The organism is Aeromicrobium sp. 636 (assembly GCF_024433585.1).
GTDB lineage: Bacteria > Actinomycetota > Actinomycetes > Propionibacteriales > Nocardioidaceae > Aeromicrobium > Aeromicrobium senzhongii.
Genome location: NZ_WNJU01000001.1, coordinates 203,999 through 229,224 on the forward strand (window position 1 = coordinate 203,999; position 25,226 = coordinate 229,224).

General features: G+C 70.7%; 24 protein-coding genes. 16 read left to right on the top strand and 8 right to left on the bottom strand.

What is annotated here, in order from left to right:
• The first annotated feature begins 13 nt into the window (after positions 1-13).
• Positions 14-667, top strand: coding sequence for a thymidine kinase (locus tag GL325_RS00975; RefSeq protein ID WP_187411389.1), 654 nt, complete (start codon positions 14-16; stop codon positions 665-667).
• 105 nt (positions 668-772) lie between these two features.
• On the opposite strand, the gene sepH is transcribed toward GL325_RS00975, so the two are convergent.
• Together sepH and GL325_RS00985 are read right to left on the bottom strand one after the other, a co-directional pair.
• Positions 773-1,645, bottom strand: coding sequence for a septation protein SepH (gene sepH, locus GL325_RS00980; protein WP_187768331.1), 873 nt, complete (start codon positions 1,643-1,645; stop codon positions 773-775).
• Between the two features lie 127 nt (positions 1,646-1,772).
• Entirely contained in the window at positions 1,773-2,951 is a 1,179-nt protein-coding gene (locus tag GL325_RS00985; RefSeq protein WP_154594840.1) for an MFS transporter, read from the bottom strand.
• Between the two features lie 56 nt (positions 2,952-3,007).
• Between GL325_RS00985 and GL325_RS00990 the strand changes: the two genes are divergently transcribed.
• The 3 genes from GL325_RS00990 (at position 3,008) to GL325_RS01000 (ending at position 5,297) form a co-directional block, all read left to right on the top strand.
• Positions 3,008-4,048, top strand: coding sequence for a ferrochelatase (locus tag GL325_RS00990; RefSeq protein WP_187768332.1), 1,041 nt, complete (start codon positions 3,008-3,010; stop codon positions 4,046-4,048).
• Positions 4,045-4,833, top strand: a complete 789-nt coding sequence (locus tag GL325_RS00995; protein WP_187411388.1) for an inositol monophosphatase family protein — start codon at positions 4,045-4,047, stop codon at positions 4,831-4,833. Before GL325_RS00990 ends, GL325_RS00995 begins: the two co-directional genes overlap by 4 nt.
• Before the next feature lie 164 nt (positions 4,834-4,997).
• Complete coding sequence (locus tag GL325_RS01000; protein WP_154594842.1) at positions 4,998-5,297, top strand: DUF4193 domain-containing protein; 300 nt, start codon at positions 4,998-5,000, stop codon at positions 5,295-5,297.
• Positions 5,298-5,361: 64 nt separating this feature from the next.
• Here the strand turns inward: GL325_RS01000 and GL325_RS01005 are convergent, their stop codons facing one another.
• The gene (locus GL325_RS01005; RefSeq protein WP_187411387.1) at positions 5,362-5,730 is read right to left on the bottom strand and encodes a DUF4235 domain-containing protein; all 369 of its coding nucleotides are present in this window, start codon (positions 5,728-5,730) and stop codon (positions 5,362-5,364) included.
• A complete protein-coding gene (locus GL325_RS01010; protein WP_308209228.1) occupies positions 5,699-6,253 on the bottom strand; it encodes a DUF3093 domain-containing protein in 555 nt (184 codons plus the stop codon). The genes GL325_RS01005 and GL325_RS01010 overlap by 32 nt, the downstream gene beginning before the upstream one ends.
• A 1-nt stretch (position 6,254) precedes the next feature.
• Between GL325_RS01010 and dut the strand changes: the two genes are divergently transcribed.
• From dut to GL325_RS01030, 4 genes are read left to right on the top strand one after another with little or no spacing between them, the layout of a single operon-like run.
• Complete coding sequence (gene dut / locus GL325_RS01015; RefSeq protein ID WP_255467018.1) at positions 6,255-6,725, top strand: dUTP diphosphatase; 471 nt, start codon at positions 6,255-6,257, stop codon at positions 6,723-6,725.
• Complete coding sequence (locus GL325_RS01020) at positions 6,725-7,357, top strand: DUF3710 domain-containing protein (protein WP_154594846.1); 633 nt, start codon at positions 6,725-6,727, stop codon at positions 7,355-7,357. Before dut ends, GL325_RS01020 begins: the two co-directional genes overlap by 1 nt.
• A 6-nt stretch (positions 7,358-7,363) precedes the next feature.
• On the top strand, positions 7,364-7,717 hold the full coding sequence (locus GL325_RS01025; RefSeq protein WP_154594847.1) for an OB-fold nucleic acid binding domain-containing protein: 354 nt from the start codon (positions 7,364-7,366) through the stop codon (positions 7,715-7,717).
• Positions 7,714-8,394, top strand: coding sequence for a DUF3159 domain-containing protein (locus GL325_RS01030; RefSeq protein ID WP_255955315.1), 681 nt, complete (start codon positions 7,714-7,716; stop codon positions 8,392-8,394). Before GL325_RS01025 ends, GL325_RS01030 begins: the two co-directional genes overlap by 4 nt.
• 2 nt (positions 8,395-8,396) lie before the next feature.
• Here the strand turns inward: GL325_RS01030 and GL325_RS01035 are convergent, their stop codons facing one another.
• Entirely contained in the window at positions 8,397-9,062 is a 666-nt protein-coding gene (locus GL325_RS01035) for a TrkA family potassium uptake protein (protein WP_187768333.1), read from the bottom strand.
• On the bottom strand, positions 9,062-9,727 hold the full coding sequence (locus GL325_RS01040; protein WP_187411386.1) for a TrkA family potassium uptake protein: 666 nt from the start codon (positions 9,725-9,727) through the stop codon (positions 9,062-9,064). The genes GL325_RS01035 and GL325_RS01040 overlap by 1 nt, the downstream gene beginning before the upstream one ends.
• A 105-nt stretch (positions 9,728-9,832) precedes the next feature.
• Here GL325_RS01040 and GL325_RS01045 point away from each other — a divergent pair, with 105 nt between their 5' ends.
• The 8 genes from GL325_RS01045 (at position 9,833) to GL325_RS01080 (ending at position 22,870) form a co-directional block, all read left to right on the top strand.
• Entirely contained in the window at positions 9,833-11,785 is a 1,953-nt protein-coding gene (locus tag GL325_RS01045) for an APC family permease (protein ID WP_187768988.1), read from the top strand.
• Positions 11,778-12,983: a class I SAM-dependent RNA methyltransferase gene (locus tag GL325_RS01050; protein WP_255955317.1), complete on the top strand. Its 1,206-nt coding sequence runs from the start codon at positions 11,778-11,780 to the stop codon at positions 12,981-12,983. Before GL325_RS01045 ends, GL325_RS01050 begins: the two co-directional genes overlap by 8 nt.
• A gap of 22 nt (positions 12,984-13,005) precedes the next feature.
• A complete protein-coding gene (locus tag GL325_RS01055; protein ID WP_187768335.1) occupies positions 13,006-15,516 on the top strand; it encodes an SCO7613 C-terminal domain-containing membrane protein in 2,511 nt (836 codons plus the stop codon).
• A gap of 141 nt (positions 15,517-15,657) precedes the next feature.
• Complete coding sequence (gene acnA / locus GL325_RS01060; RefSeq protein WP_187768336.1) at positions 15,658-18,447, top strand: aconitate hydratase AcnA; 2,790 nt, start codon at positions 15,658-15,660, stop codon at positions 18,445-18,447.
• A 94-nt stretch (positions 18,448-18,541) separates the two neighbouring features.
• Complete coding sequence (locus GL325_RS01065) at positions 18,542-19,048, top strand: flavin reductase (protein WP_187768337.1); 507 nt, start codon at positions 18,542-18,544, stop codon at positions 19,046-19,048.
• A gap of 68 nt (positions 19,049-19,116) precedes the next feature.
• On the top strand, positions 19,117-21,012 hold the full coding sequence (gene dxs, locus GL325_RS01070; RefSeq protein ID WP_187768338.1) for a 1-deoxy-D-xylulose-5-phosphate synthase: 1,896 nt from the start codon (positions 19,117-19,119) through the stop codon (positions 21,010-21,012).
• The gene (locus tag GL325_RS01075) at positions 21,009-21,905 is read left to right on the top strand and encodes a PAC2 family protein (RefSeq protein WP_154594854.1); all 897 of its coding nucleotides are present in this window, start codon (positions 21,009-21,011) and stop codon (positions 21,903-21,905) included. The genes dxs and GL325_RS01075 overlap by 4 nt, the downstream gene beginning before the upstream one ends.
• Before the next feature lie 86 nt (positions 21,906-21,991).
• Complete coding sequence (locus GL325_RS01080; protein WP_187411385.1) at positions 21,992-22,870, top strand: acyl-CoA thioesterase II; 879 nt, start codon at positions 21,992-21,994, stop codon at positions 22,868-22,870.
• Between the two features lie 42 nt (positions 22,871-22,912).
• On the opposite strand, the gene GL325_RS15855 is transcribed toward GL325_RS01080, so the two are convergent.
• Positions 22,913-23,791, bottom strand: coding sequence for a MaoC/PaaZ C-terminal domain-containing protein (locus GL325_RS15855; RefSeq protein WP_223110942.1), 879 nt, complete (start codon positions 23,789-23,791; stop codon positions 22,913-22,915).
• A 1-nt stretch (position 23,792) separates the two neighbouring features.
• Positions 23,793-25,124, bottom strand: coding sequence for a 3-oxoacyl-ACP reductase (locus GL325_RS01090; protein ID WP_187768339.1), 1,332 nt, complete (start codon positions 25,122-25,124; stop codon positions 23,793-23,795).
• Positions 25,125-25,226: the final 102 nt, after the last annotated feature.

The following is a 25,226-nucleotide window of genomic DNA, read 5'->3' on the forward strand; positions in this document are numbered from 1 at the left end:
AGGAGCCGAGAACGTGGCAGAACTGGTCTTCTACTCCGGGACGATGGACTCGGGCAAGAGCACCCTGGCCCTGCAACTGGACCACAACCATCGCGCTCGGGGACGGGTGGGCCGCATCTACTCGTCGCACGATCGTGCCGGCGAGGCGGTCCTGTCCAGCCGGCTGGGTCTCGCCACCCCCGCGATCGAGGTCGGCGAGGAGCTCGACTTCTGGGCCGACGTCGTCGGTGAGCTGACCGGGGGAGGGCGGGTCGACTACCTGGTGTGCGACGAGGCGCAGTTCTACACCAGCGATCAGGTCGACCAGCTGGCCAAGGTCGCGGACGAGTTGTCGATCGACGTGTACTGCTTCGGCATCCTCACCGACTTCCGCACGCGGCTCTTCCCGGGCTCACTGCGGCTGGTCGAGTTGGCCGACCGGGTGCTGACGCTGCAGGTCGAGGCGCTGTGCTGGTGTGGCGCTCGCGCCACGCACAACGCGCGTACCGCCGACGGCGAGATGGTCACCGAGGGCGAGGTCATCGTGGTGGGCGACGTCGAGGACCCGGACCGCCCCACGCCGCAGATCGGCTACGAGGTGCTGTGCCGGCGTCATCACCGCAAGCGGATGACCTCGGCGCGGGCCCAGGCCGGGGCGCTGTCGCCCGACGTGCTGCCGTTCGACTGACCGGACTTCCCTGGGCAAACTGTCGCCTCCCCAGGAAAGCTTCCTTGGGGATGTGATGGTTTACCACGGGACCGTGGTAAACCGACCGACCTGACGAAACCGCCGTTACTCCGGCGAGCCGCCGAACATGATCTCGTCCCAGCTGGGCACCGAGCGGCGCGAGTGCTTCTTGCGGGGCTTCGGGGTGTCGGGGACGGCGATGCGCTCTTCCAGGGCCTGGTCCTCGACGTCCTCGACCGGCTCCTCGACGGGCTCGTCGAAGACGGCCTGCTCGAGGGCCCGGCGGTCGCGGGCCTCCTTGATCGAGCGGACGAGGGGAGCGTGGTCGACCTCGTCGGCGCCGCCGTACGCCTCGGGAGCTTCGGTGACCAGGTCGGCCAACGCCATGTCGTGCTGCTCCTCGGTCGCCAGGTCGCCCACCAGGTCGCGGGCGGCGTCCTCGTCGGCGACGACGTAACGGCTCTTGGGGTCGTACAGGAAGCTCGCGGAGCCGCCGTCGAAGTCGACGCGGACGGTCCAGCGGCCGTCCTCACGGCGCCAGGCGTCCCACTCGGCGTCCTCGGGGGTGATGCCGCGCTGCACCAGGGCAGCGTCGGCCAGCTCGGCCAGGGCGACCGCGGGGCCGCCGACGTGCTTGCGGCGCACGGTCGTGGCGCGCGCCGACTGGGCCATCCACTCGCGCTCGGCGATGACGGGCACGGCGAAGCCGTGGACGCGCTCGACCGTGATGCCGGCCTGCTCGGCGACCTCCTCGACCGATTCGCCGCGACGGATGCGGGTCTGGATCTCGCGGGGGTTGAGCGAACTCTCCATCGGAATCTCCATCTGTCCGGAACGACTCGAACCCACGGGGGTGCGATCGACCAGTGAGGTGAGCCGGCGATCGATGCTGAGCCGGAAACGTTCTCCGGTGGTCGCGTCCCGGGCGACGAGGAATCGCCCGTCGTCGCTGAGTCCCACGGTTGCGAGTTCCCGCATGTTCGAGCCTCCCCGTGTCACTACTGCCACCGACTTCGATGCTAATGACGGCCGCAGCTGATCGAGGGGAGACTCGCCGTGGCCGCTCCTGGTTTCGACCGACGAGCCACCCGCAGCCGTCAGTGCGTCAGCGTACCGGGGCCGCCGCGGGGGCGCGGTAGAGGAGCGCGACGACGGCGGTCAGCAGGGCAGCCACGACGGGCAGCGTGAAGCCCGTCGAGGCCGACCAGCGGTCGACCATCAGGCCGGCGACGGCGGCGCCGAGCGCCGTTCCGGTGGACATGCCGGTCGTGGTCCAGGTGAGGGCCTCGGTGAGGCGCGTGTTCGGCACCGTCAGCTCGACCAGGTGCACCGCGGTGATGAGCGTGGGGGAGAGGGCGAACCCGGCCAGCAGGAAGCCGATCGCCAGCAGTGCGATGTTGGGCGCGAAGGGCAGGGGAGCCAGGAAGACGACGAGCGCCACGGTGGTGAGGCGCAACCGGCGGACGGGATCGGCGGGAGGAGCCAGCGCCCCGACGGCCAGCCCGGCCGCGAGACTCCCCGCCGACCAGATGGCCAGCACCACGCCGGCGGCGCCGGGACGGCCCTGCTCCTCGGTGAACGCGACCACCAGGACCTCGGTGGCGCCGAACAGGACGCCCAGCCCGAAGGCTGCGACGACGAGCGGGCCGAGGAGGGCCCACGGCAGCGGCTCGCGCGGGACGCTGGTGTCGGTGCGGTGCGCCGGCTGGGTGCCCCGCTGGAGCGCCAGCCCCCACGCCCCGACGATGGCCGCGACGCCGGCGACCGCCAGGCCGGACCAGTCGAGGGCGCTCAGGGTCAGGACGGTCACGAGGACCGGCCCGACGACGAAGACGGCCTCGTCCAGGACCGCCTCGAGCGCGAAGGCGGTCTGCAGGCGGCGGCGGTCGTGCAGCACATGGGTCCAGCGCGCCCGGACAAGGTTGCCGGTCTGCGGCGCCCCGGCACCCGCGATCATGGCGCCGGCGGACGCACCCCACAGGGTCTGGTCGACCGTCAGGAGCACCACGGTGACGCCGGTGGCGAAGATCGCGCCGGCGGCGAGCAGGACGGGCGCCTGCCCCAGCCGGTCGGCCCACCGGCCCTGGACCGGCGCGAACACCGCCGCGGTGATGACGTAGACCGCCATGACCAGTCCGGCAGGGCCGTACTCACCCGTGCGCGACGAGATCAGCATCACGATGCCCAGTCCCGTCATCGACAGGGGCAACCGGCCCAGGGCGCCGGCGGCGGTGAAGGCCGGAGCGCCGGGCGTCGCGAGGATCGTGCGGTAGGCGGAGAGCATGGCGGGACCAATCTAGGACCCGGCTGCCTCAACCACGGCCGTGGGAGACTGACGGCATGGACGCACGGCCTTATGACGCCCTCCTGCTGGTCTCCTTCGGAGGCCCCGAGAAGCCCGAGGACGTGGTGCCGTTCCTCGAGAACGTGACCCGCGGGCGGGGGATCCCGAAGGAGCGACTCGTCGAGGTGGGCGAGCACTACTTCGGCTTCGGCGGCAAGTCGCCGATCAACGGGATCAACCGCGAGCTGCGGGCTGCGCTGCGGGCCGACTTCGCCGAGCAAGGTCTGGACCTGCCGGTCTACTGGGGCAACCGGAACTGGGACCCGTACCTGGCCGACGCCTTCGAGCAGATGGTCGCCGACGGGGTCGAGCGCGTCGCGTGCTTCATGACCAGCGCCTACTCGTCGTACTCCAGCTGCCGCCAGTACCGCGAGGACCTCTTCGAGGTGTCGAACGACCTGCCCATCCGGGTCGACCGGTTGCGCCACCACTTCAACCACCCCGTCTTCGTCGAGCTGTTCACCGAGTACGCCCGGGACGCGCTGGCGCAGGTTGGTCCCGACGCCCACGTCGTGTTCGTGACGCACTCGGTCCCCGACCAGATGAACGAGGCCAGCGGCGGACCGGGGTGCGGACTCTACGAGCGCCAGCACCTGTCCGTGGCCCGGCTGGTGTCCGAGGCGCTCGGGGTGACGCAGTGGTCGCTGGCCTACTGCTCGCGGTCGGGGCCGCCGAGCCAGCCCTGGCTCGAGCCGGACATCAACGACCACCTCGAGGAGCTGGCCGGACAGGGCGTGACCGGCGTGGCGCTCGTCCCCATCGGGTTCGTGGCCGACCACATGGAGGTCGTCTACGACCTCGACACCGAGGCGAAGGCGACGGCCGAGAAACTGGGGCTGCGGTTCGCCCGTGCGGCGAGCCCGAACGCCGATCCCCGGTACGCCGCGATGATCCGCGACCTGCTGCTCGAGCGCGCCGCCGCCGAGCGGGGCGAGTCACCCGAGCGCCCCGCCATGGGCGAGTTCGGCCCGAAGGCCGACACCTGCGCGGCGGACTGCTGCCTCAATCCGCGGTCGCAGCGCCCGGTCATCGCGTGACCGAGCTGCTCGACCTCGCCCGCGACGTCGCCGCCGAGGCGGCGGAGCACGTGCGCGTGCTTCGACCCCGGGGCCGCGTCGGGGTGGCGGACACGAAGTCCAGCCCGACCGACCTCGTCACGGCGATCGATCGTTCCTGTGAGGAGTTGATCCGCGAGCGGATCCTCGCCGCCCGCCCCGACGACGCCTTCGTGGGCGAGGAGGGCCAGGACGTCTCGGGCACCTCCGGCGTCGAGTGGGTCGTCGACCCGATCGACGGCACCGTCAACTTCGTCTACGGCATCCCGAGGTACGCGGTCTCCATCGCGGCGCGACGTGACGGCGTCGACGAGATCGGCGTCGTGGTCAACATCGCCACGGGTGAGGCCTACGAGGCCACCGCCGGCGGTGGGGCCTGGCGCGTGGACGGGGACGAACGGACCCGCCTGACCGGTCCTCCCGCGGCTCCCGTCGATCAGATGCTCGTCGCCACCGGCTTCAACTACGTGCCGAGCGTGCGCGAGCACCAGGCGGCCGCCGTCGGCCGGATGCTGCCGCATGTGCGCGACATCCGCCGGATCGGTGCGGCGGCCCTGGACCTCACCGACCTGGCCGAGGGCCGGCTCGATGCCTACGTCGAGCAGGGCCTCAAGCCGTGGGACCATGCGGCGGGCGGCCTGATCGCCCGCGAGGCCGGTCTGGTGGTCACGGGCCTCGACGGAGTCCCGGACGAGCGGCTCGTCGTCGCAGCCCCGGCCGCCGCGATCGCGGAATTCCTCGCGCTGGTCGAGCGTTGCCGCTTCTGATCGGTCGTAGAGTTCGACTCGCGCGTTCGCCGTGAGAGTGGAAACGTCGGCCGCACGAGCTGGTTCAGGTCTTCCGGCTGCAAGCGGTTTTGACCCATGTGGTTGAATCTGCGCGTTCCACAAGAACACGACCACAGTTCCACGAGAACCAGCATGGAGAGTTGATGGCAACCGATTACGATGCGCCGCGCAAGACCGACGAAGAGCAGTCCGAGGACAGCATCGAGGAACTGAAGGCGCGTCGCCACGAGAAGAACTCGGGCAAGGTCGACGAGGACGAGGTCGAGGCGGCTGAGTCCTTCGAGCTGCCCGGCGCCGACCTCTCGCACGAGGAGCTGGCCGTCAAGGTCGTGCCGAAGCAGTCCGATGAGTTCACCTGCATGTCGTGCTTCCTGGTGCACCACCGCAGCCAGCTGGCGAGCGAGAAGAACGGCATGCCGATCTGCAAGGACTGCGCCGACTGACGTTCGCGCAGCCACCTGACGTCCGGTCCCAGCCGCTGTTGCGGGGGACCGGACGTCGTTGTCTTCAGCGGTCGGTGGGGTCCTTGAGTGACTTCATGCCCGGCGGCAGGTCGCCGGTGGACCGCAGCCAGTAGTTGGCCGCGCTGCGACGCGCCATGGTGCGCACGACCTGCACGGTGGCCCCGCCGATGGCCGCCCAGGCGACGGCCTCCTTGGTGCTGAGCTCGGGGTTGCGCGTGTTCGTCGGGGGCTTGCGGCCGGTGGCCGCGCGCCAGGCGAGGTTCGACACCCGGGGGGCCAGCGACGCCGCGAGGAGTCCGGAGCCGGCGTCCAGGGCGCGCCAGGCGCCGCGGCCGCGACTCTTCTGGATCTTCGCCTCGGCGACCGACGTCGTCGCCGCGTCAGTCGTCTTCTTCGCGCGCTTCCTGGCCATCGGTGGTCCTTTCGTCGGGGGCAGCACCAGTGTGACCCACGACGCGCTCCACCGTGGCGGGACGTCGGGTGGAGACGAGCCAGTAGGGCGTGGGGTCGTCCGGATCGGCGACCGCGACGCGGACCCCGCGATCGATCCAGGGGCGCGTCAGCAGGAACGCCCGGTCGGTGCCGGCACGGTCGAGCGCGGCGCGCCAGGCGGCGGGGTCGAGTGCCTCGACCGTCCCCAGATGGGGAGCCTCGAGGTGCGCGTCGCCGGCCCGGAAGCGGCCGGGCTCGGCGACGACGCGCAAGGAGCCCCAGTGCCACAGACCCGCGCCCAGGACGACGAGTGTCGCCAGGCCGACGGTCGCGGCGACGGACGGGCTGGTCGCGACCAGCAGCAACCACGCCACGATGACGGCGGTCAGGACGACCATGCCCCACCACAAGCCGGAGGCGACGAGTCGTTCAGAGTGACGTCGAGGGTTCGTTTCCACCACTCCACTGTGCCCGATGGGGGTGTGCGCCAGTATCGTCGCCACCGTGACCGAGGTGCAGATCCGGCGGCTCGACGCCGACGTCCCGCTTCCCGCCTACGCCCACCCGGCCGACGCAGGGGCGGATCTCGTCTCCAGCGTCGACGTCACGCTCGAGCCGGGCGCGCGGGCGCTCGTGCCCACGGGCGTGGCGATCGCCCTGCCGGAAGGATTCGCGGGCTTCATCCACCCGCGGTCGGGGCTCGCGCTGAGGCACGGTCTCTCGGTCGTGAACACGCCGGGCACCATCGATGCGGGTTACCGTGGCGAGGTCAAGGTGTTGCTGATCAACCACGACCTGAGCGAGCCCGTCCACATCCGGCGCGGTGACCGCATCGCGCAACTGGTGGTCCAGCGGGTCGAGCGGGTCGAGTTCGTCGAGGTCGACGCACTGTCGGAGACCGTGCGGGGTGCCGGCGGGTACGGTTCCTCGGGTGGTCACGCCTCCATCGAGGCGACAACGGAAGGAAGTCTGTGATGTTTGGTCGCAAGAAGTCCGGGGCGACCGACTCCGGGTCGGACTCCGCGCCGGTCGAGCGCGTCGAGGTCACCGGCCCGCGGGCCGACGGGCCGTTCGACCTCGTCGAGCGCCCGCTCGAGAACCCGGACGAGTACGTCGACCTGGGGACCCTGCTGATCAAGATGCGCGGGGACATCGAGGTCCAGCTGCCCACCGAGGACGACGTCGTCACGGCCGTCCTGGTCACCTCGGGCGGCTCCGCCGTCGAGCTGCGGCCCTTCGCCGGCGCGCGCAGTGGCGGCACGTGGGACGGCGTCCGTGCCGAGCTCCGCGAGGAGGTCGACAAGCGCGGCGGCCGGTACGAGGAGGTCGAGGGACCGTTCGGCACCGAGGTGCTGGCGCAGTTCCCCGCGAAGGACACCGAGGGCAACGACGCGATCCAGCCGGCGCGCTTCATCGGCATCGAGGGCCCTCGCTGGGTCGTGCGCGCCACGGTCCTGGGCGCGGCCGGGCTCGAGTCGACGAACGAGGGCGTCTTCATGGAGATCCTGCGCGACCTGCGGGTCCGGCGCGGTGATGAGCCCCGGATCCTGCGCGAGTCGCTGCCGCTGCAGCTCCCGCCGGACGCCCAGCGGATCCCGGAGGAGTAGGCGGTCATGGCCGGGGTGGTGTCACGCTGGCTCGAGCGCTTCTCGCTCGAGCAGCAGGAGAACGCCGAGCTGCGTGGCCGGACGGCCGCCGCAGGATGCTCGGCGATCCAGGACGCGCCGACGCGCGAGCGGGTCGACGTCCACGGCGTGCTCCAGGACGTCACCCTGCGCCCCGTCGACGACGCCACGGCGCTCGAGGCCACCCTGTACGACGGCACCGGTACGGTCACCCTGATCTGGTTGGGACGACGTCGTATCGAGGGCATCGCCGCCGGTCGTTCCCTGACCGCCGGCGGGCGGATCGGTCACCGAGGACAGGAGCGTGTCATGTACAACCCCGCGTATCGGCTGGACCCGTGACCGATCCCGCCGAGCAGCCGGACGTCAATGCCGCCACCGTCGAGCAGGTCGTGCGCCAGCGGCTGGCCGAGGCCTTCGGGGGAGTGCGCGGCATCGTCGAGGCCGCGGTCCCGACCATCACGTTCACGGTCTGCTACCTCAGCACCCGCGAACTGACCCTCAGCCTCATCATCGCCTCGGCGCTCACCGCCGTGCTGCTGATCGCCCGGGTCGTCCAGCGGTCGAACCCGCAGTTCGTCATCAACGCGCTCGTGGGCATCGGCATCGCGGCGCTGTTCGCCTCGCGCACCGGTGAGGCCCGCGACGTCTTCCTGCCCGGCATCATCTACAACGCCGGGTACGCCGTCGTCCTGGTCGCCACCGTCGTCATCGGCTGGCCGGCGATCGGCGTCATGATCGGCGCCCTCGTCGGCGACCTCAGCAGATGGCGTCGCGATCCGGGCATGCGACGGCTGTGCAACCGTCTGACCCTGGTGTTCGCGCTGCCGTGCATCCTGCGCGTCGTCGTGCAGTACCCGCTCTACGCCGCCGACCAGATCGGCTGGCTGGGCACGTCGAAGATCGTCATGGGCTGGCCGTTGCAGATCGCGACCCTGGCCGCGATGGTGTGGCTGCTGAGCCGCAACAGCACGCCGGTCACCGACCTGGGCGACGCCGACGAGCCCGGCAGGGCCTGAGGTCAGTCCTTCGGCGGTGCCAGCAGGGCCGACAGGTCGGCCTCGGCGTCGGGCGAGGTGACGAACAAGAGCTCGTCCCCGGCCTCGATGGTGCGATCGTCCTCGGGCGGCAGCGACTGCTGGTTGCGCAGGATCGCGACGGGCGTGGCTCCCTGCGGCCAGGCGATGTCGCCCAGGCGCCGGCCCACGTGCGCCGACTCGTCCGGGACGGTCATCTCGACCAGGTTGATGTTGCTCTGGCGGAAGGTGAACAGGCGCACGAGGTCGCCGACGGCGACGGCCTCCTCGACGAGGGCGGCCATGATGCGCGGCGTGGACACGGCCACGTCGACACCCCAGGACTCGCCGTAGAGCCACTCGTTGCTGGGATTGTTCACCCGGGCGACCGTGCGGGGAACGGTGAACTCGGTCTTGGCCAGCAGCGACGTGACGAGGTTCGCCTTGTCGTCGCCGGTGGCCGCGATCACCACGTCGCACGTCTGCAGCTGCGCCTCCTCCAGCGTGGACATCTCGCACGCGTCGGCCAACAGCCACTGGGCGCCGGGCACGAGATCGCTGCGGATCGCGGTCGCGGACTTGTCGATGAGCAGCACACCGTGTCCGTGGTCGAGCAGCTCCTGGGCCACGGAGCGGCCGACGGCCCCGGCTCCGGCGATCGCAACGCGCATCAGTCGTCCTCCTTCGGTCCTGCGGCCAGCGCCTCGAGAGCTTCCTCGGCCCGGGCGGCCACCAGGAACATGCTCAGGTAGTCGCCCTCCTGGATGACGGTGTCGGCCGCGATCAGCTCGCCCCGGCCCAGCCGGGTGATGAACGCCACCCGTACGCCGGTCTCGGCCTCGAGCGCCGCCACGGTGCGGCCCACCCAGGCGAACGGGGCGTAGGCGTTGTCGAGCCGCAGCAGGCCCGAGGGATCGCGCCAGGCCGGCTCGGAGCCGGCCGGCAGCAGGCGGCGCAGGACCTGGTCGGCGGCCCACGGGACGGTCGCCACCGTCGGGATGCCGAGGCGTTCGTAGACCTCGGCGCGCCGGGGGTCGTAGATGCGGGCGACGACGTTCTCGACCGAGAACACCTCGCGGGCGACGCGGGCGGCGATGATGTTGGAGTTGTCGCCGCTGGAGACGGCGGCGAATGCGTCGGCGCCCTCGATCCCGGCCTTGACCAGGACGCCCCGATCGAACCCCATGCCGGTCACGGTGAGCCCGGCGAAGGCCGGTCCGAGACGGCGGAAGGCGTCGGGGTTGGAGTCGATCACGGCGGTCGAATGTCCCCGGGACTCCAGGCTGCGGGCCAGTGACGACCCGACGCGCCCGCACCCCATGATCACGATGTGCACACCGGCGACGGTACACCGGTCGGGAACCGGTCTAGCATCGGTTGCGTGGGATTGACCGGCGCGCTCAAGCGCGCTCTCATCGGACAGAAGCTGCGCACCTCCCAGATGGGCGAGACGTTGTTGCCCAAGCGGGTCGCGCTGCCCGTTTTCGCCAGCGATGCCTTGTCGTCCGTGGCGTATGCGCCGGACGAGATCTTCCTGACCCTGTCGATGGGCGGGCTGACGGCGTACGCCTTCAACTGGCAGATCGGGATCGCGGTCGTGGTCGTCATGCTCACGGTCGTGGCGTCCTATCGCCAGAACGTGCACGCCTACCCCAGCGGGGGCGGCGACTACGAGGTCGCGACCGTGAACCTGGGGCGCAACGCCGGCCTCACGGTCGCGAGCGCGCTGATGGTCGACTACGTCCTGACCGTCGCGGTGTCGATCTCCTCGGGCGTGCAGAACGCCGCGGCGGCGCTGCCGTTCCTCAAGGGACACGAGGCGGCCGCGGCGGTCGGGCTGGTCGCCCTGCTGACCGCGGTGAACCTGCGCGGGGCGAAGGAGTCCGGCCGGGCCTTCGCGATCCCCACGTACCTCTTCATGGCCTCCATCGCGTTGATGGCGATCTGGGGCTACACGCAGTACGCCCTGGGCACGCTGCCGCAGGTCGAGAGCGCGAAGTACGACATCGCCGCCGAGGACCCCTTCGCCGGGGCGGTCTCGGGCGTGGCGATGGCGTACCTGCTCGCCCGCGCCTTCTCGTCGGGCTGTGCAGCCCTCACGGGGGTCGAGGCGATCAGCAACGGCGTGCCGGCCTTCCGCAAGCCCAAGAGCCGCAACGCCGCGACGACGCTGCTGCTGCTCGGCACGATCTCGATCGTGATGCTGATGAGCATCATCGTCCTGGCCGACCTGATGGACCTTCGCTACGTCGAGGACCCGGCCCATCAGCTGCTGCTGGACGGCAAGCCCGTGGGCGACGGCTACGTCCAGGAGACGGTCATCGGCCAGCTCGCGGCGGCCCTGTTCCAGGGCGTGCCGCCGCTGTTCTACTTCGTCATCGCCTGCACCGGGATCATCCTGGTGCTGGCCGCCAACACCGCCTTCAACGGCTTCCCCGTCCTGGCGTCGATCCTCGCGCGCGACGGCCACCTGCCGCGCCAGCTGCACACCCGCGGCGACCGGCTGGCGTTCAGCAACGGCATCGTCACCCTCGCGGCGGCGGCCGGGGTGCTGATCGTGGCGTTCGACGCCGAGGTCACGAAGCTGATCCAGCTGTACATCGTCGGGGTCTTCGTGTCGTTCACCCTGAGCCAGCTGGGGATGATCCGGCACTGGACCCGGCTGCTGGCCGAGGAGACCGATCCGGCGGAGCGCGGCCGGATGCACCGGTCGCGGGGGGTGAACGCGTTCGGTCTGGCGATGACCGCGACGGTGCTCGTGATCGTTCTCGTCACCAAGTTCCTCGCCGGCGCATGGATCGCGATCCTGGCGATGGTCGCCGTCTTCCTCGTGATGCGGGGGATCTCGCGGCACTACGACCGGGTTGCCCTGGAGCTCGCCGTCGACGAGAGTGACGTCGCGCTGCCTGCTCGGGTGCACGGCATCGTGCTGGTCAGCAAGCTCCACAAGCCGACGATGCGCGCGATCGCCTACGCCCGGCTCGGCCAGCCCAGCTCGCTGGAGGCCGTGTCGGTCAACCTCGACCCGGACGACAGCGCCGAGCTCGCGCGCCGCTGGGACGAGTTGCGGGTGCCGATACCGTTGCGGGTGCTGGACTCGCCCTACCGCGAGGTCGTGCGGCCGATCGTCAGGTACGTCAAGACCAAGCGCACGCAGAACCCGCGCGACATCGTCACCATCTACATCCCGGAGTACGTCGTCGGCCGGTGGTGGGAGCAGCTCCTGCACAACCAGACCGCGCTGCGTCTGAAGGCCCGGTTGTTGTTCCTGCCCGGGGTGCTGGTCGTCAGCGTGCCGTACCAGCTGGCCTCGGCGCAGCGTGTGAAGAAGGACCATGCACGACCGACCCCCGGTGACGTGCGGCGTGGAATCGGAGGGCGGAGCGGTGGCTGAGACGGATCCCGTGGTCGAGGTCGGACCGGTGGCGCACGGTGGCCACTGCGTGGCCCGCCTGGACGGCCAGGTCGTGTTCGTGCGGCATGCGCTGCCCGGCGAGGTCGTCCAGATCCGCATCACCGAGCGCTCGCGCAAGTTCCTGCGCGCCGACGCGATCCGCGTGCTCCAGCCCTCGCCGGACCGGGTCGAGCCTCCGTGCCCACTGTCGGGGCCGGGACTCTGCGGCGGCTGCGACTTCCAGCACGTCTCGGCGGAGGGTCAGCTGACGCTCCTCACCGACGTCGTGCGCGAGCAGCTGCAGCGACTGGCCGGCCTCGAGTGGACCGGGCGGGTCGAGGCCGTCGGCCCGCTGCTGGACTGGCGCACCCGGGTGGTGTGGTCGGTGGCCGAGAACGGCATGGCCGGACTGCGCCGCCACCGCAGTCACGATGTCCTGCCGATCCCGTCGTGCCCGATCGCGCACCCCGACCTGCCCGACGTCACCGAGCAGACCTGGGACGAGCCGCGGGTCGAGTCCATCGTGTCGTCCACGGGCCAGCGCCTGCTGGTGACCGACGCGACCATCGGCGACCGGCTCGAGACCGAGGTCGACGGCGTCGTCGCCTCGGACGGCACCGTCCGGGCGGGCACGGGGACGCTCGTCGAGCGGGTCCACGGGCGGGACTTCCGGGTCAGCGGCTCGGGGTTCTGGCAGGTCCATCCCGCCGCCGCCACGACCTTGGTCGATGCCGTCATGGAGGCCGCGGAGGTCCGTCCCGGTGATCGCGTCCTCGACCTCTACGCCGGGGCCGGTCTGTTCTCCGCGTTCCTGGCACCTGCGTGTGCTCCGGGCGAGCTGGTCAGCGTCGAGGGGAACCGACGGGCGTCCGCGAATGCCGCCGAGAACCTCGCCGACCTGTCGAACGCCTCGACGGTGCACGCTCCGGTCGAGCGAGCCCTCGCCCGGGGCACGCTGGGCGCGCGCGCCGACGTCGTCGTACTGGACCCGCCCCGTCAGGGAGCGAAGGACGCCGTCACCGCCATCGCCGCGCTGGAGCCCCGGCGGATCGTCTATGTCGCGTGCGATCCCGCAGCCCTGGCGCGTGACGTCGCCACCTTCGCGACCCTCGGTTACCGGCTGGAGTCGTTGCGCGGGTTCGCGCTGTTCCCGATGACACACCACGTCGAATGTGTCGTGTCGCTTGCGCGCGACTGACGGGTCCGGTTGAGTCACCCCCGTGAAGTACGCCGATCCCCACGCGTGTCCGGCCTGCCGGGGCGCCATCTCGGGGGGAATCTCGTGTCCGCACTGTGCCTTCGACCTGACCTCGCAGCAGGCCCATCAGCTCTGGGGGCTGTTCGTCCAGGCGGACGGGCTCGTGGCGCAGGGACGCGCGGTCCAGGCGCGCACGCCGCGCATCGATCCTGAGGCACGGCCAGCATCGACCGCCGCCGCTCAGCAGCCCGTCACGCCGGCTCCCGCGCCCGTCTTCGTTCCGGGCGTGGTGCCCGCCCCCGCGCACCACGCGTGGTCGGTCGGCTCCGTGCTGCTCGGCCTCGGTGCGGTCTGCCTCATCGTCGCCGGCCTGATCTTCGCGACCATCGCGTGGGCCGCCGTCGGGATCCTGGGCCGTGCCCTGATCCTGCTGGCGGTGACCGCGGTGTTCGGCGGCTGCGCCACCTGGGCGACCCGGCGGCGGCTCTTCGGGGCGGCCGAGGCCCTCTGGTCGGTGTTCCTCGGACTGCTCACCGTCGACGTCCTGGCCGCGGTCGCCGAGGGCCTGTTCGGCTTGAGCTGGAGCGACTTCGCCGTCGTCTCCCTGGTGTGGACCGCCGGTGTCGTGGCCACCGCCGTGGTGGTGGTGCGATGGGCCCGCACGGCGTTCGACCACGACCTGGCGATGCCCCAGATCGCGGCCGGCCTGGCCCCGTGGGTCAGCGCGCCCGCGCTCATGGACCGGCTGCTGGACCTGGGGGACCAGGACACCTGGTTCTGGAGTGCGATGGCCGCCCTCGTCGTGCCGCTCGTCGTCGTGGCGATCAGCGTCCGTCTCGCGATGCCCTGGGCCATGTGGGGCGCTGCCGCGCTCGCGCTGTGCCTCGGCGCCTTCTCCGTCGTCCTGGCCGTCATCCAGGCGCAGTCCGGCTCCCCGGCCCTGACCTTCGCGGACGCGCTGCCGCTGTTCACGCTCGTCGCGGCGGCCCTCCTCGGGGGTGTCCTCATGGTCGCCCTCCGGCCCTGGCTCGTCGGCTCGGCCACGGTCGGACTGCTCTACCTGGTCGGGTTGGCGGTGTCCGGATGGGCGTGGCGCGCCGACGCGGCCGGGAGCATCGGTCTCGTGGCGGTGGCGGCGGTCGTCGCACTGCTGGCCCTCCTCGTCGCGCGGCCCGATGCGTGGTCGCTCGGTGTGCGGTGGGGCACGGTCGTCACCGGGGCTGCCCTGGTGTTGTGGGGCGGCGCGGTGGCGATGATGAACCTCGAGCGGGCCGATGTCGCTTCCGGCTACGGATCGCCGAGTGACCTCTGGGTGCGCCCCTCCGACATCGCCGTTCGCGAGGACTGGAAGGTCCTCGGCGTCGCCGCGGGTCTGTTGGTGGCGTGGTGGGCCATGGGCCGGTGGCCCTCGCCCCGGCTCGTCCCCGACCACCTCCGTCTGCCGTTGGGCGTCGTCGCCGGGGGAGCGGCCGTCGTCACGGCCGTCGCGTCCTCGACACTGCCGTTCCTCGTGCATGCGATCACGGTGGTGCTCGTGGGCGCCGGTCTCGCCTTCGCCCTGCGGCGGGGCCCTGCGTGGTTCGCGGTGCTGCCGCCCGTGGCCGTCCTGGCGGCCGTCGCGGTCGTGCCGGGCGACGCTCCGGTCACGGCTTGGACGTGGGGCCTGGTCGCCGCCGGTCTGGCGATGTGCGCGCTTGCGGGCTTCGACGACCCCGAGGAGTTCAGGCGGGGGACCTCCGCGGTGTCGCTGGGTCTCGCGGCCGGCGCCGCCATCGCGACGATCGGTCTCGTCCTGAACCTGTCGGACACGGACGCCACGTGGTGGAGTCCGATCATCGCCGGCTGTGCGGCTGCGGCGCTGCTGCTGACCCTGGCCCTGGATGAGCTGGTCTGGCACCGGATCGCCGTCGAGGTCGTCGCCGCGCTCTCGCTGTTCATCGCCCTCGTGGAGGCGGACGATCTCGCGACGGCCGCGCTGGTGTTCACGATCGGGGCCGTCGCGGCCGCCGTCGTCGGACTCCTGGACGACGACCGGACGTACCTGCGATGGGTCGCGGCCGGTTTCGTGGGCGGGGCGTGGGTGACCCGTCTGGCCGCCAGCGAGGTCGGCACGGTCGAGGCGTACACGGCGCCCTTCGCGGTCGCGGTCCTCGCAGCGGGACTGTGGCGCCTGCGCACCGATCCGGCCAGCCGGACCTGGTCGGTGCTGGTCCCGGGCCTGACGCTGGCGTTGCTGCCGTCGCTGCCCCAGGCGCTCGCCGAGCCGACCAGCCTGCGTGCCGGGCTGTTGGCGCTCGTGGCGGCGGCCTGCCTCGCCGCTGGAGTGGTCCTGCGCTGGGGTGCGCCCGTCGTGGCGGGCTCGGCGGTGCTGCTGCTCGTGGTCCTGGCGAACGTCGGTCCCACGGCGCTGGCCCTGCAACGGTGGATCCTGATCGCCGCCGCAGGCCTGGTGCTGCTCGTGGTGGGTACGACCTGGGAGAAGCGCGTCGCCGAGGGGCGTGCCCTCGTCGCGCGACTGGCCGCACTCCGGTGAGGGTCGCCTGAGCGGCGCAGCCCAGAATCAGTTGATATCGTGTATCTTGACATCAAGATAAATGGTGCGTCCTAGGTCATCCTGATCCGGCACGAGATGCCGCGCGAAGGCAGGATGGGAACACCAGTGAAGGAGAAGCCCATGAGCGTCGACACATTCCAGGCGAAGGATTCCCTGGCGGTCGGAGACACGTCCTACGACTACTACCGACTCGATGCGGTTCAGGGCGAGGGACTCGACGTCGCCTCCCTGCCGTTCAGTCTCAAGATCCTGCTCGAGGCGCTGCTGCGCACCGAGGACGGCGCCGACATCACGGCGGACGACATCAAGGCCCTGGCCTCGTGGGACCCGAAGGCCGACCCGAGCAAGGAGATCCAGTTCACGCCGGCCCGCGTGATCATGCAGGACTTCACCGGTGTCCCGTGCGTCGTCGACCTCGCCACGATGCGCGAGGCGATGGCCGACCTGGGCGGCGACCCCTCCAAGATCAACCCCCTCGCGCCGGCCGAGATGGTCATCGACCACTCCGTCATCGCCGACGTCTTCGGCACGCCCGAGGCGTTCGAGCGCAACGTCGAGATCGAGTACGAGCGCAACGGCGAGCGCTACAAGTTCCTGCGCTGGGGCCAGGGCGCCTTCAGCGACTTCCGCGTCGTTCCCCCGGGCACCGGCATCGTGCACCAGGTCAACATCGAGAAGCTCGCGCGCACCGTCTTCACCCGTGACGGCGTCGCGTACCCCGACTCCTGCGTCGGCACCGACTCGCACACCACCATGGTCAACGGCCTGGGCGTCGTGGGCTGGGGCGTCGGCGGCATCGAGGCCGAGGCCGCGATGCTCGGCCAGCCGATCAGCATGCTGATCCCGCGCGTCGTCGGCTTCAAGCTCTCCGGCGAGCTGCCGCAGGGTGCGACCGCGACCGACCTGGTCCTGACGATCACCGAGAAGCTGCGCGAGCACGGCGTCGTCGGCAAGTTCGTCGAGTTCTACGGCTCGGGCGTCGGCGCCGTCCCGCTGGCCAACCGCGCCACGATCGGCAACATGAGCCCCGAGTACGGCTCCACCATCGCGGTCTTCCCGATCGACGACGAGACCACGAAGTACCTCAAGCTCACCGGCCGCAGCGCCGAGGAGGTCGCGCTCGTCGAGGCCTACGCCAAGGCGCAGGGCCTGTGGCACGACCCCGAGCACGAGGCGCGCTACAGCGAGTACCTCGAGCTCGACCTCGGTGACGTCGTCCCGTCGATCGCCGGCCCGAAGCGTCCGCAGGACCGCATCGCACTGACCGAGAGCAAGACCGCGTTCCGCTCCTCGTTGCGCGACTACGTCGACCACGACGAGCAGCAGCTCAACGGCTACGACGAGGCGGTCGAGGACTCCTTCCCGGCGTCCGACCCGCCCAAGACGTCGACCTTCGCGAACGGCGGCGAGGGCCCCAGCGAGCACGCCACGGGTGCGCCCGGCGAGCGGGTTCGCAACCCCCAGACCGTCACGCTCGAGGACGGCACGACCTTCGAGGTCGACCACGGCGCCGTGACGATCGCGGCGATCACGTCGTGCACCAACACGTCGAACCCGTCGGTCATGATCGGCGCCGGCCTGCTGGCGAAGAAGGCCGTCGAGAAGGGCCTGCAGCGCAAGCCGTGGGTCAAGACCACGCTGGCCCCCGGTTCGAAGGTCGTCACCGACTACTACGAGAAGTCGGGTCTGAACGTCTACCTCGACAAGCTCGGCTTCAACCTCGTCGGCTACGGCTGCACGACCTGCATCGGCAACTCGGGCCCGCTGATCCCCGAGGTCAGCGCCGCCGTCAACGAGGGCGACCTGGCCGTCACCGCCGTGCTCTCGGGCAACCGCAACTTCGAGGGCCGCATCAACCCCGACATCAAGATGAACTACCTGGCGTCCCCGCCGCTGGTCATCGCGTACGCGCTGGCCGGCTCGATGGACGTCGACCTGTTCAACGATCCGCTGGGTCAGGACGCCGACGGCAACGACGTCTTCATGAAGGACATCTGGCCGTCGCCGTCCGAGGTCGAGGACGTCATCGCCTCGTCGATCGACTCCGACACCTTCAGCCGCGAGTACGCCGACGTCTTCGCCGGTGACGAGCGCTGGCAGAACCTGCCGACCCCCGAGGGCGACACGTTCGCGTGGGACGAGGACTCGACGTACGTCCGCAAGGCGCCGTACTTCGACGGGATGGGCCTCGAGCCCGACCCGGTCACCGACATCGACGGTGCGCGCGTCCTGCTGAAGCTGGGCGACTCGGTCACGACCGACCACATCAGCCCGGCCGGTGCGATCAAGAAGGACAGCCCTGCAGGCAAGTACCTCATGGAGAAGGGCGTGCAGCCGCGCGACTTCAACTCCCTGGGCTCGCGCCGTGGCAACCACGAGGTGATGATCCGCGGCACGTTCGCGAACATCCGCCTGCGTAACCAGATCGCGCCCGGGACCGAGGGTGGCTTCACCCGCGACTTCTCGGCCGACGGTGAGGTCACGACGGTCTTCGAGGCCTCCGAGAACTACCAGGCCGCCGGCATCCCGCTGGTCGTCCTGGCGGGCAAGGAGTACGGCTCGGGCTCGTCGCGCGACTGGGCCGCCAAGGGCACCGCGCTGCTGGGCGTCAAGGTCGTCATCGCCGAGTCGTACGAGCGGATCCACCGCTCGAACCTCATCGGCATGGGCGTCCTGCCGCTGCAGTTCCCCGAGGGCCAGAACGCCGAGTCGCTGGGCCTGACCGGCGAGGAGACCTTCACGGTCACCGGCGTCACCGAGCTCAACGAGGGACGCACGCCGCGCACCGTCAAGGTCAAGGCCGACGACATCGAGTTCGACGCCGTCGTCCGGATCGACACCCCCGGTGAGGCGAACTACTACCGCAACGGCGGCATCATGCCGTACGTGCTGCGCTCGCTGCTGGACTGAGTGTGAGCCGAAGGCGCGTCTTCGTCACCGGACCGGTGGCGGGGGCGCGCCTTTCTCATGCCCACGGCACGACGTTCGATGATGGGATGGGTTCGTGACGATCCACTCGGAGCACCCCTTCGTACCCCCGGACCGCGACAAGGACGCCTTCCGGCGCCTGCGCGGGCGCTTGCCCGCGCCGGTCACGGTCGTGGCCACCGGCTCCGGTCGTGACCGCGCCGGCCTGACCGTGTCGGCGATCGTGCTGGTCGACGGGGATCCGGCCCGGTTCGAGGCGTTCGTCGATCCCGACGCCACCTTGGGGGAGTCGGTCGAGGTCGGGTCCCGCGTCGCCGTCAGCGTCCTGCGCGCCGGGGACGCCTACCTGGCGGAGGTGTTCGCGGGACTCGCGCCGGCGCCGGGCGGGATGTTCACCGTGGGGGAGTGGGTCCAGTCCTCGTGGGGACCCCGGCTCGACGGCCGCTCCTGGTGGGGTGCCACCGTCGACGGAGTCACGGAGACGGGCTGGTCGCTGCGGCTCTCCGGGGTGGTGGACGAGGTCGGTGTGGAGTCCTCGACCGGCGTCGCTCACGCCCGCGGGCGGTTCCACGACCTGGACTGACACCTGCTGCCGGACCGGTGGCGGCCAGTCGAGGGGGCGCGCTGGTGGGGCGTCGTTACGATGGAGCAATGGCATCTGTCCTCAGTTCCGTGTCCGGTCCCGCAGACCTGCGAGGACTGGACGATGAGGCGCTGACCCAACTCGCCGCCGAGGTCCGTGAGCTGCTGATCGAGTCGGTGGCCGCCAACGGCGGTCACCTCGGCCCGAACCTGGGCGTGGTCGAGCTGACGATCGCGCTGCACCGGGTCTTCGATTCGCCGAACGACAAGATCGTCTGGGACACCGGTCACCAGTCGTACGTCCACAAGATGCTGACGGGCCGCGCCGACCAGTTCGCCCAGGGGCGCCTGCGCAAGGAGGGCGGCCTGTCCGGCTACCCGTCCCAGGCCGAGTCGCCGCACGACTGGGTCGAGAACTCGCACGCCTCCACGTCGCTGTCCTACGCCGACGGACTCGCTCGCGCGAACGCGGTGCAGGGCAAGGACGACCACGTCGTGGCGGTCATCGGCGACGGTGCGCTGACCGGCGGCATGGCGTGGGAGGCCATCAACAACATCTGCGCCGACAACTCGCGCCGGGTGGTCATCGTCGTCAACGACAACGGGCGCTCCTACACCCCGACCGTCGGGGGCCTCGCGAACCGCCTCACGCAGATCCGCACCAACCCGCGGTACGAGCCTGCGCTCAGTGCCGTCCGTGAGCGGATGACGACGGGGCCCAAGGTCGTCGGTGTCGCCTACGAGGCGCTGCACGCGATCAAGAAGGGCTTCAAGGACGCGCTGGCGCCCCAAGGCTTGTTCGAGGACCTGGGGATCAAGTACCTCGGTCCCATCGACGGTCACGACCGGCGGGCGCTGGAGCAGGCGCTCTCCGCGGCCCGCCACTTCGGCGGCCCCGTGCTGGTGCACGCGATCACCACGAAGGGTCACGGCTACGACATCGCCGTCTCCAACGAGAACGACCAGATGCACCAGTCGCACCCGTTCGACCGCCTGACGGGTGAGGCGGTGAGCATCGCGCCCGCGGGATGGACCTCCGTGTTCCGCGACGAGATCGTCCGCATCGCCGACGATCGTCCCGACGTCGTGGGCATCACCGCCGCCATGCTCTACCCGACCGGCCTGGACGCGTTCGCGGACAAGTTCCCCGACCGGGTCCTCGATGTCGGCATCGCCGAGCAGCACGCGGTCACCAGTGCCGCCGGCATGGCCATGGGCGGCCTCCACCCGGTCGTCGCGGTCTACGCCACGTTCCTCAACCGGGCCTTCGACCAGGTGCTGATGGACGTCGCCCTGCACCGCCAGGGCGTCACCTTCGTGCTCGACCGTGCCGGCGTCACCGGCGACGACGGCGCGAGCCACAACGGCATGTGGGACATGTCCCTCATGCAGATCGTCCCCGGTCTGCACCTGGCGGCCCCGCGCGACGGCAGCCGTCTGCGCGAGCTGCTGCGTGAGGCCGTCGAGGTCGCCGACGCCCCCAGCGTGGTCCGCTTCGCCAAGGGCGCCGTCCCGGCCGACCTGGAGGCGATCGACCGCGTCGGCTCGATGGACGTCCTGCACCGCGGAGCCGATCCCGAGGTGCTCGTGGTGGGCGTGGGCACGATGGCCGCGATGGCCGTCGAGGTCGCTCGCCTGCTCGAGGACTCCGGCGTCGGCTCGACCGTCGTCGACCCGCGCTGGATCAAGCCGCTGGACCCCACGCTGCTCGACCTGGCCGCCGAGCACCGGCTCGTCGTGACCATCGAGGACAACGGCCGCCAGGGCGGCGTCGGCTCCACGATCCTGAACGAGATCTGCGACCGGGGCCTGGTCATGCCCGTCCGGATCCACGCCGTGGCCCAGGAGTTCCTCGACCACGCGAAGCGCGACGTCATTCTCGACCGACTCGGCCTGACGCCCGACGCGATCGCGGCCGACGCGCTCGATCGGCTGAAGGAATGTCCCGAGGGTGACCTGCGTTGACTCCGAAGTGGTTTTCACGACGACGTTCCGATGACTACGAGCGCGACCCGATCCCCCTGATCGTCGCCCTCGACGGCTTCCTCAGTGCGGGGTCCTCCTCCGTGCTGGCGGCCGAGCAACTGCGCACGCCCGATGGCGAGGTCGTGCACGAGTTCGACCTGGACTCGTACTACGACTACCGGGCCCGCCGGCCCCCGATCACGTTCCGACGCGACCACTACGTCGACTACGTCGAGCCGGTCCTGCAGATCACCCGTCACGTCGACCGCTCCGGCAAGCCGTACCTGTTGCTGGCCGGTCCCGAGCCCGACTTCGGCTGGGAGTCCTTCGTCGCCGAGACGATCGACGTCATCACCGAGCTCGGCGTCCCGCTGACGGTCGCTCTCGGCGGCATCCCCATGGGGGTCCCGCACACCCGGCCCCCGCTGCTCACGATGCACGGCACGCGCAGCGAGCTGGTCGATCGCCAGAACTTCTGGAACGCCGAGGTGACGGTGCCGTCCTCGGCGCAGTCGCTGCTGGAGTACCGGATGCGCGAGCAGCGCCTGGACGCGATCGGCTACGTGGTGCACGTCCCGCACTACCTGACGCAGGTCGAGTACCCGACGGCCGCGCTCGCGCTGCTGGAGGCGGTCGCACTGCGCCTGGACCTGGATCTGGACCTGGAGGACCTGCGGGCCCGCCAGCCCGACTCGATCCACGAGATCGAGCAGCAGATCTCCGACCAGGACGGCGAGCAGGTGCTGGCCGGGCTCGAGGAGCAGTACGACATCTTCAGTCGCGGTGCGGCCGAGTCCCTCCTGGCCGACGACGCGAGCCTGCCGACCGGCGATGAGCTCGCCAGCCAGTTGGAGCAGTTCTTGGCGCGGCAGCGCAAGGACGATCAGGGCTGAGAGCCCGCTGCCGGTGGGACCGAGATCACCGTAGCCCGGCACCGTAGCGGCCGGTGGGACGGTCCGGGTTCGATAGGATCGCGGTCGTGCCTGCCTCCGTGAACGAACTCGTCGATCTACTGGATGTCGAACAACTCGAGGTCAATCTGTTCCGGGGCGGTCAGCCGGAGAACTCCCGACTCAAGCGCGTCTTCGGTGGGCAGGTGGCGGGCCAGGCGGTCAGCGCGGCCCAGCGCACGGTGACGGACGGCAAGCAGCTGCACTCGCTGCACGTCTACTTCATCCTGGGCGGCGACCCGAGCATCCCGATCATCTATGACGTCGAGAGCGTCCGCGACGGTCGGTCGTTCGCCACGCGCCGGGTGTCGGCACGTCAGCACGGTGAGGTCATCTTCTACATGACCGCCTCGTTCCAGAAGGACGAGGCGGGCTGGGACCACCAGGACGTGCTCCCGCCGACGCCGGGGCCCGACGAGGCCACGTCGATGCTCGACCTGGTGCAGTTCATCAGCCCCGACGGCACCGAGCAGTGGCAGCAGGAGTGGGGCGGCTTCGACATGCGGTACGTGGGCGACCCGCGCCCCGAGGACGACCCGAGCCGCCAGCTCCAGCCCGTCGTGCAGCGGATGTGGTTCCGCGCGGCCGAGCAGCTGCCCGACGACCCGCAGCTGCACCGCGCGGCGTTCACGTACTACAGCGACTTCAGCCTGCTGGGTGCGGCGCTCGTGCCGCACGGCGTGCTGATCAGCTCGCCCAAGGTCCAGCCCGCGTCGCTCGACCACGTGGTGTGGTTCCACCGGCCGTTCCGGGCCGACGAGTGGCTGCTCTACGACCAGACGTCGCCCTCGGCCTCGGGTGCGCGTGGACTCAGCACGGCCCGGGTCTTCAAGCAGGACGGCACGCTGGTCGCCACGGTGGCGCAGGAGGGGCTCATCCGCCCCGCCAAGCGCCCCGAGGACCGCTGAGTCCCACGCTCGCGTGAGGCGAGCGGGGACCCAGCGGGTCGGTCAGACCGGCGTGATGCGCCCCACGAGGTGCGGGACGGACTTGCGCGAGTCACGGACGCCGAACGTCGTGACCTCACCCTCGTTGTCGGTGCCGAACACCACCGTCGAGGGCAGCAGCACCGGCTTCTTGAACTCCACGTCGACCGTGTAGGAGTCCGGCAGGCGGTTCTGCAGCGTGGCGAGGCTGTGCGCCTTCGTCCACATGCCGTGCGCGATCTGGCGCGGGAACCCGAACGCCTTGGCCGTCCACGGGTAGAGGTGGATCGGGTTGCGGTCGCCCGAGACGGCTCCGTACCGGCGGCCGAGGTCGCTGCCGAGCTTCCAGTGGACGACACCCTCGGGGGCCTCCACTCCCGCCAGGGGCGGCGCGAGGGGCTCGTCGCCGCCAGTGCGGCTGCGGAACAGGACCGTCATGGTCTCGTCCCACACCAGCTCGCCGCCGACCCGTGCCTCGCTGACCAGTGAGATGAGCCGGCCCTTCGGGTGCGGCTCGTCCGACGCCGCGTGCAGGGAGAGGTCGTAGATCTCCTCCCGGCCGATCGGGCGGTACTGGGTGATGCGGTTGCGCAGGTGCACCGCGCCCATGGGCGGGAACGGGAACGCCGTGTCCGTCATGAGGCTCAGGTGCAGCGTGTGCGCCGCGATGTGCGGGTACGTCGCCGGCAGCGTCTCCGAGCGCGAGAACCCGCACACCTCGTTGTAGCGATCCAGGTGGGCCAGGTCCGTCGTGACGCGGTTGCGCCGCAGCGTCGTCTCGGGCAGCCCGCCCTTCTGGTGCTTGATCCCCGGCAGGTTGCCGACGACGGGGATCGCCGGCAACGCCGCCTTGAGCATCAGGGGCAGCCCCGCGGGCGCCTTGTCGAACGTGCGTGTCGTCACCTCAGGCACCGAGGAAGCCCTGGCCGCAGACCCGGACCACGTTGCCCGAGATCGCCGAGGACCCCGGGTGGCAGTACCAGGCGATGGCCTCGGCGACGTCGACCGGCTGGCCGCCCTGGGACAGCGAGCTGAGTCGGCGTCCGGCCTCGCGGATGCCCAGCGGCATCGTCTTGACCATGTCGGTCTCGATGAAGCCCGGGGCGATGGCGTTGACGGTGATGCCCGCGTCGACCGTGCGCGGTGCGAGCGCCTGGACGAAGCCGATGACGCCGGCCTTGGCCGTGCCGTAGTTGGTCTGGCCGTTGTTGCCGGCGATGCCCGCGATCGACGAGATGCCGATGATGCGTCCACCGGGACGGATCAGCTTGTTGTCGAGCAGATGGGCGGTGATCCGCTCCGGGGCGCCGACGCTGATGTCGACGACCTTGGCCCAGTTCTCGGACTTCATGTTCTTGAGGCGCTTGTCGCGGGTGATGCCCGCGTTGTGCACCACGAAGTCCACACCGTCGCCGAGGCCCTCGGCGATCTTCTCGGGCGCGTCGTCGGCGGTGATGTCGCAGATGATCGACGAGCCGCCGAGCTCGGCCATGAGGTGCTCGAGGTCCTCGGCCAGCGGCGGGACGTCCAGACCGATGATCTGGGCGCCGTCGCGGTGCAGGGTGCGGGCCATGGCGGCACCGAGGCCACGCGAGGCGCCGGTGACCAGAGCGACCTTGCCGGCGAGCGGCTTGGCCGGATCGGCGGGGGAGTCGGCCTCGACGAGCCCCGTGGTGCCCAGGCGCACGACCTGGCCGTCGACGAAGGCGGACTTCGGCGACAGCAGGAAGCCCAGCGTCGAGCCGACGGCGTCCTTGGACTCGGGCGTGACGTAGACGAGGTTCGCGGTGCTGCCGTTCGCGCCGATCTCCTTGGCCAGCGAGCGCACGAAGCCCTCGAGGCCGCGCTGCGCGATCGCGGCGCTGACGGTCTCGGTGCGCTCGGGCAACAGGCCGATCACGACGATCTTGGCGTTGCTGGCCAGGCTGCGCAGGACCGGCGTGAAGAACTCCTGGATCGCGACGGTGCCGGCGGGGGAGTCGATGCCGGACGCGTCCAGGACCAGGCCCTGGTAGCGGCGTCCCTCGGCGCGGACGGTCGTGGTCTCGATCCCCGAGGCCTTCAGCAGGCCCGGCAGGGAGTCGGCCAGCAGGCCGTTCCCGCCGACCAGGACGGGACCGTCCACGAGGGCGCCACCGCGGTATCGCTGGAGTTCCGGCGGGTTCGGCAGGCCCAGGTTCTTGACCAGGAACTGACCGATCGGGTTCTGGATCATCGACTTGTAACGGTCGCTCATCGCAGGATGTGTCCTATCTCTCGGATCTCTCGGATACCATCGGTATCTGAACGCGTTAAGGTGACTCTAGCCTGCACCCCAGGGCCACGGCAAAGGAAAGCG

Excerpts from the sequence above, each read along its gene's own strand:
- GL325_RS01035 (WP_187768333.1), bottom strand. The coding sequence starts at position 9,062 with ATGCGCGTTGCGATCGCCGGAGCCGGGGCCGTCGGCCGCTCCGTGGCC.
- GL325_RS01005 (WP_187411387.1), bottom strand. The coding sequence starts at position 5,730 with ATGGCCAGGAAGCGCGCGAAGAAGACGACTGACGCGGCGACGACGTCG.
- GL325_RS01025 (WP_154594847.1), top strand. The coding sequence starts at position 7,364 with ATGGCCGGGGTGGTGTCACGCTGGCTCGAGCGCTTCTCGCTCGAGCAG.
- GL325_RS00985 (WP_154594840.1), bottom strand. The coding sequence starts at position 2,951 with ATGCTCTCCGCCTACCGCACGATCCTCGCGACGCCCGGCGCTCCGGCC.
- GL325_RS01000 (WP_154594842.1), top strand. The coding sequence starts at position 4,998 with ATGGCAACCGATTACGATGCGCCGCGCAAGACCGACGAAGAGCAGTCC.
- GL325_RS01020 (WP_154594846.1), top strand. The coding sequence starts at position 6,725 with ATGTTTGGTCGCAAGAAGTCCGGGGCGACCGACTCCGGGTCGGACTCC.
- GL325_RS00990 (WP_187768332.1), top strand. The coding sequence starts at position 3,008 with ATGGACGCACGGCCTTATGACGCCCTCCTGCTGGTCTCCTTCGGAGGC.
- dxs (WP_187768338.1), top strand. The coding sequence starts at position 19,117 with ATGGCATCTGTCCTCAGTTCCGTGTCCGGTCCCGCAGACCTGCGAGGA.
- acnA (WP_187768336.1), top strand. The coding sequence starts at position 15,658 with ATGAGCGTCGACACATTCCAGGCGAAGGATTCCCTGGCGGTCGGAGAC.
- GL325_RS01090 (WP_187768339.1), bottom strand. The coding sequence starts at position 25,124 with ATGAGCGACCGTTACAAGTCGATGATCCAGAACCCGATCGGTCAGTTC.
- sepH (WP_187768331.1), bottom strand. The coding sequence starts at position 1,645 with ATGCGGGAACTCGCAACCGTGGGACTCAGCGACGACGGGCGATTCCTC.
- GL325_RS01045 (WP_187768988.1), top strand. The coding sequence starts at position 9,833 with ATGGGCGAGACGTTGTTGCCCAAGCGGGTCGCGCTGCCCGTTTTCGCC.